Below are 5,032 nucleotides of genomic sequence, written 5' to 3'. Positions count from 1 at the left end.
ACCCTTTCGAGCAGTGTCACGTCTGGCTGGCCGCCGGCGTTCTCGTCGCCGCCGGGCTGGTGGATCGCGACGAGTCCGGCTTCCGCCAGGTCGGCGACGAGGATCCGGGCCACGCCGAGGGGAATGGAGAGAAGAGCCGAGATCTCGGCGACTGACTTGATCTCCCGGCACAGATTGCAGATCCGCTGATGCTCGGGCAGCTGCCCCTGCATCTGCGAAGGCTGAGCGGTGGTGCTGACCAACGCCTCGATGGCGAGCTGGTAACGGGGCCTGGTGCGGCCACCCGTCATCGCGTACGGCCGCACCAGCGGGCTCGGCCCGGCCCCGCCGCGGCGGCCCTGCGCGGGCGCCGCGGGCCGGGCGGGCCGCTCGGGCTGCGCCGGCCTGGCGTACGGCTGCTGCTGCCCCGGGTGCGGATACGGGTACGCGTCATAGGGGCCGGGCTGCTGCCCGCCGCCCTGCTGCCCGTCGTCCCGGCGGCCGTACGCGGCCTGGTCGTACTGCTGTTGTCCGTGCTGCTGCTGTCCGTACTGCGGCTGCCCGGAGGACAGGTGTTCCTGGTGACCGCGCGAGGGAGAACCGTGCCGGCCCGAAGGACCGTCACCCTGGCTCACGCCCTGGCCGTAGGACCAGTCTGCCGGTGAACCACTGGGGGGCGTCGTCACGTCTTCCTCCTCCTGCTGTCCGGGCGCCGTCGTTGTGGAGCCGCGTCCCGAAACCTTAAAGCCCCGGGGCGCGAAAACGCACTGCTTGTCTGTTAGTTGAGAAGGCTGCCCTGCAGTTCCGCGCGCAGGTCCGGCGTCAGGACGCTGCCCGCCCGGTCCACCAGCAGCGCCATCTCGTATCCCACCAGGCCGATGTCGGCCTCCGGGTGGGCGAGCACGGCCAGGGAGGAGCCGTCGGAGACCGACATGATGAAGAGGAAGCCGCGCTCCATCTCCACGACCGTCTGGTTGACGGTGCCGCCCTCGAAGATCCGGGACGCCCCCGCGGTCAGCGAGGTCAGGCCGGAGGCCACGGCCGCGAGCTGGTCGGCGCGGTCACGCGGGAAACCTTCGGACATCGCGAGGAGAAGTCCGTCGGCGGAGACCACCACCGTGTGCGACACCCCAGGGGTGTTGTCCACGAAATTGGTGATCAACCAGTTCAGGTTCTGTGCCGCCTGGCTCATCGGGCTCACACTAACGCTCCTGGTCGTAGGTGCTGTCGGGACCGGAGTCCCGACCGTTCGTGCCATTCGTGTCGCTACCCGCGGTGCGACCCCGCTCGACGCCCCGGCGCAGCTTGCTCAGCCTGCCCCGGACCTCCTCGGGATCGCGGGAGACCTGGGGGCCGCCCTGCGGGCTCGGTTCAGCGGCGCCCTCGACCAGGTTGGCCCTGGGCACCCGTCGCGGCAGACCGGAGGGGGTGATCCCGCCGGCCGCGGGCCGCCGCAGCCGATCGGCGCGCTGGGCGCGCTCCTCGTTGGCCGAAGGGGCCGAGGAAGCCGAGGGCTCCTCACCGGCTCCGGGCTGCGGCTCCTGCCACTGCCCGGCGTCCGGACCGGTCGCCGTCCCGGAATCCTGCCACTCCTGACGGGGCGTCAATTCACCGGCCCCTGCGCCGGACCCGCGACGGGGAAGCCCCGCCCCGGTCACCTCGTGGGCGGAACTCGGCGCCGGGCCCTGCTGATCGAAGCCTACGCGTTCGGGCTGCTCCACGGGAGCGCCCGGACCAGATTCCGTAGGGGAAACGCCCTGGTCGGAGAAGGGGGCCGGATATCCGTTCGATTCACCCCAGCCGTTGTGGCCGCCCTGCTGGAGGCCGGACTCCTCCCCGCGCGTCCCGTCGTCCGCCCCGTACGTCTCGTACGGCGCCTCGGGCACGTACGGGCCCTGCTGCTCCTGGCCCGGGTAGCCGGACCCCGTCGGGGCGCCCGCTTCCTGGACGGGGGCGTAGCCCTGCCGGGCCGGGTCCTCGTAGCCCTGAGGGTCCGCGCCGTACCCGTGGGGTGTCCCGTAGGCCGCGTCGGGGCCCGCGTAACCGCCCGCACCGCTCTCGTAGTGCGCCTGCGGGGCCTCGTAGCCGGCCGTCCGCCCGTCCTCGTACCCGGCGGGCAGCTCGTAGCCGGCCTGACCGCCCTCGTACGGCTGGCCGGGGCCGCCGTCGAAGGGCTGCCGCTCGTCGGCGGGAGCGACCTCGTCCCGGAACAGCGGGCGCTGGTCGGTGCCCTGGTGGGTCTGCGCCTCCAGAGCCGCGCGCCGCTCCTCCCGCAGGAGCGAACGGCCCACCGGGTCGAGATCCGGCGAGGCGTCGGAGTGCCGGGCGCCGTAGCGGCTGTCGTCGAAACCGAGTTCGGCGGCGGTGCGCAGCGGAGGCTGCGCCTCGAACGCGGGCTGCTCGGTGCCCGGCTGCACGGGAATCATCGAGGAGACCGTGAACTCGGAGTCGGCCGGGAGCTGGCCGCCGCCTCCGTGCGTGATGTTCTCCGGCAGCATGACCAGCGAGGTGGTGCCCGCCTGCTCGCCCGAGGGGCGCAGCTGGACCCGGATGCCGTGCCGGTCGGAGAGCCGGCCGACCACGAACAGGCCCATGCGCTGCGAGATCGTCGCGTCCACCGTCGGCGGATTGGCCAGTTTGTGGTTGATGTCGGCGAAGTCCTCGGCCGTGAGCCCGATGCCCTTGTCGTGGATCTCGATCATGACCCGGCCGTCCGGCATCCGGGTCGCGGTGACCCGGACCTTGGTCTGCGGGGAGGAGAAGGTCGTCGCGTTCTCCAGCAGCTCCGACAGCAGGTGCACGAGGTCGGTCACCGAGCGGCCGTGGATCTCCGCCTCGGGAACGCCCGACAGTTCGACGCGCTCGTACTGCTCGACCTCGGAGGCGGCGGCGCGCAACACGTCGACCAGCGGGACCGGCTGGTCCCAGCGCCGGCCCGGCTCCTCACCGGCGAGGACCAGCAGGTTCTCGCCGTTGCGGCGCATACGCGTCGCGAGGTGGTCGAGCTTGAACAGGTTCTCCAGCTGCTCCGGCTCCGCCTCGTTGTTCTCCAGGTCGGTGATCAGGGTCAGCTGGCCCTCGATCAACGACTGGTTGCGGCGCGAGAGGTTGGTGAATATCGCGTTGATGTTGCCCCGCAGCATGGCCTGCTCGGCGGCCAGTCGTATGGCCTCGCGGTGCACCTGGTCGAAGGCGCGGGCCACCTCGCCGATCTCGTCGGTCGAGGTGATCGGTATGGGCTGTACGCGGGTGTCGACCCGGCCGGGGTCGGTGCGCGAGAGCTGGTCGACCAGCAGCGGCAGACGCTGTTCCGCTATGCCGAACGCCTCGGTGCGCAGGCGCCGCATGGACTTGCTCATCTGGCGGGCCATCATGCCGGCGATCAGGAAGGCGAGCAGCAGGGCGGCGACCACGGCACCCGCGGTGATGAAGGTGTCCCGCTTCGCGTTGTCGGCGATCATGGACGCCTCGTCCACGGCCTTCTGGGCGAGTCCGGACTCGATGGAGCGGTACGTGTCGAAGCGCGCGGTGGTCGTCGCCCACCAGGTCTGCGGGGTGACGCCCTGCGCGGTCAGCGACTCCTGCGTGGCGGTCGGCTGGATGAGCAGGGCGACCATGGCGTCCTGGGCGGGCGGGGTGACGTACTTCTCGCCCTTCTCCCGCGCGGCGACGGCGGCGCGGGCGTTCTGCCGCTTCCCGTCCAGGGCCAGCTTCTTCAGCGCGGCGTCGAGCTTGCGGACGTCGGCGGGCGTGCCACCGGAGTTGTACTCCTCGATGGCGATGCCCTCAAGGTACGCGTACGAGGGCAGGGCGGTGCGCTGCTTGACGGCGTCCGCCGTGCCCGGGCCGGGCTTCACCCACAGGTGCATACCGATCGAGCGTTCCAGCGAGAGCGCGGCCTTGGACAGCGAAACCGCGTAGACGGTACGGCCGTAGCTCGTGATGTTGCCGGTGCCCAGGCCCAGTTCGTTGGCGAACTCCATCAGCGGGTGCTGGATGGTGACGTAGCCCTCTTCGGTCTGCACGCCGCCGAGCTTGGACGTGTAGGCGGCCGCCCGCAGTGTTTTCAGCCGCGGTTCGACCTTCTGGAAGTCCGTCAGCCGGCGGTCCAGGCTCTCGGTGTGCGGCATGTCCTTGGAGACCGTGGCGAACTTCCTCGCCGCCGCGTCCGTGGCTTTGCGCGCCTTGAGCACTTCAGCGTTGTCACGGTCGCCCTTGAGGAGGGGCTCGGCGCTGATGTCGCGTTCCTCGATGAGCCGGTTGCCGTACGTCATGGCGGCCTGCACCAGCCGGGCCGTCTGCTTCGCGTCCTCGGCCTCCCGCCAGGTGTCGATCGACCCCTTGACCTGGAAACCGCCCATGACCAGTCCGACGATCACGGGTATGAGCAGGATCGCGTTCAGCCGGGTCGGCACCCGCCAGTTGCGGGGTGACATCCTGCTGCCACGGGGGGAGGGGGAGGTGGGGCTCCCTGCCTCCGGTACCTCTTGTGGCAGGCCGGCGTCCCGCGTCGGCGGGGTGAAGTTCCCCCGCGTCTGCGGCGCCGGGCCGGAGCCCTTCTTGCTACGCCTCACTCGACCAACAACCTCTCGGCCTCGGCATCCGTATACGTGATGCCGCTGTCGTCTCCGGCCCTTACTACTGGGCAGTTCAGCGATTTCAGCATGGGCGGCTGCGCTCCACCAAACGTCGGGGCGCCGCGGCACGGCGCCCGGCCCGGTGACCATAAACCGGGCATAAAGAACGAGCCCCGGCAAAAGACGGGGCCCGTGTGAGCGCAGCGGCGTCGGGTGAGCGCTGCGCGTGGTGGCGCGGAGTTAATTCACTGCCGAAACGTTATGAACTCACCGGCGGACCGTGGTCAACGACACAGTCCGCCGGTGAGACCGCGAGCAACTGCCGTGCGGCCGACGTCACTTGATCAACACAGTGTGTGCGTTCTGCACGGATCTCACTTGAGGCGTGCCATGAGGGCGTGTTCGACGAGGGTGATGAGGCCGGATTTGGCGTCGGCGCGGTGGCGGGCGTCGGTGGTGATGATGGGGGTGTCGGG

The 5,032-nt window shown here is 70.6% G+C and carries 3 protein-coding genes and 1 pseudogene; all 4 read right to left on the bottom strand.

The window, feature by feature from the left end:
• Positions 1 to 665 (bottom strand): DUF742 domain-containing protein (locus AB0J21_RS33510; protein WP_363149954.1); only part of this gene is annotated, 665 nt, incomplete at its 3' end.
• 92 nt (positions 666 to 757) lie between these two features.
• Positions 758 to 1,171: a roadblock/LC7 domain-containing protein gene (locus AB0J21_RS33505; protein WP_363149953.1), complete on the bottom strand. Its 414-nt coding sequence runs from the start codon at positions 1,169 to 1,171 to the stop codon at positions 758 to 760.
• A gap of 10 nt (positions 1,172 to 1,181) precedes the next feature.
• Positions 1,182 to 4,553: a nitrate- and nitrite sensing domain-containing protein gene (locus AB0J21_RS33500; RefSeq protein WP_363149952.1), complete on the bottom strand. Its 3,372-nt coding sequence runs from the start codon at positions 4,551 to 4,553 to the stop codon at positions 1,182 to 1,184.
• A gap of 377 nt (positions 4,554 to 4,930) precedes the next feature.
• Positions 4,931 to 5,032: pseudogene (locus AB0J21_RS33495) on the bottom strand (ATP-binding protein); the annotation flags it as partial.

Source organism: Streptomyces sp. NPDC049954 (genome assembly GCF_040656295.1).
GTDB lineage: Bacteria > Actinomycetota > Actinomycetes > Streptomycetales > Streptomycetaceae > Streptomyces.
The sequence above is the reverse complement of the archived record's forward strand: the minus strand, read 5'-3'. Positions and strand labels throughout refer to the sequence as shown.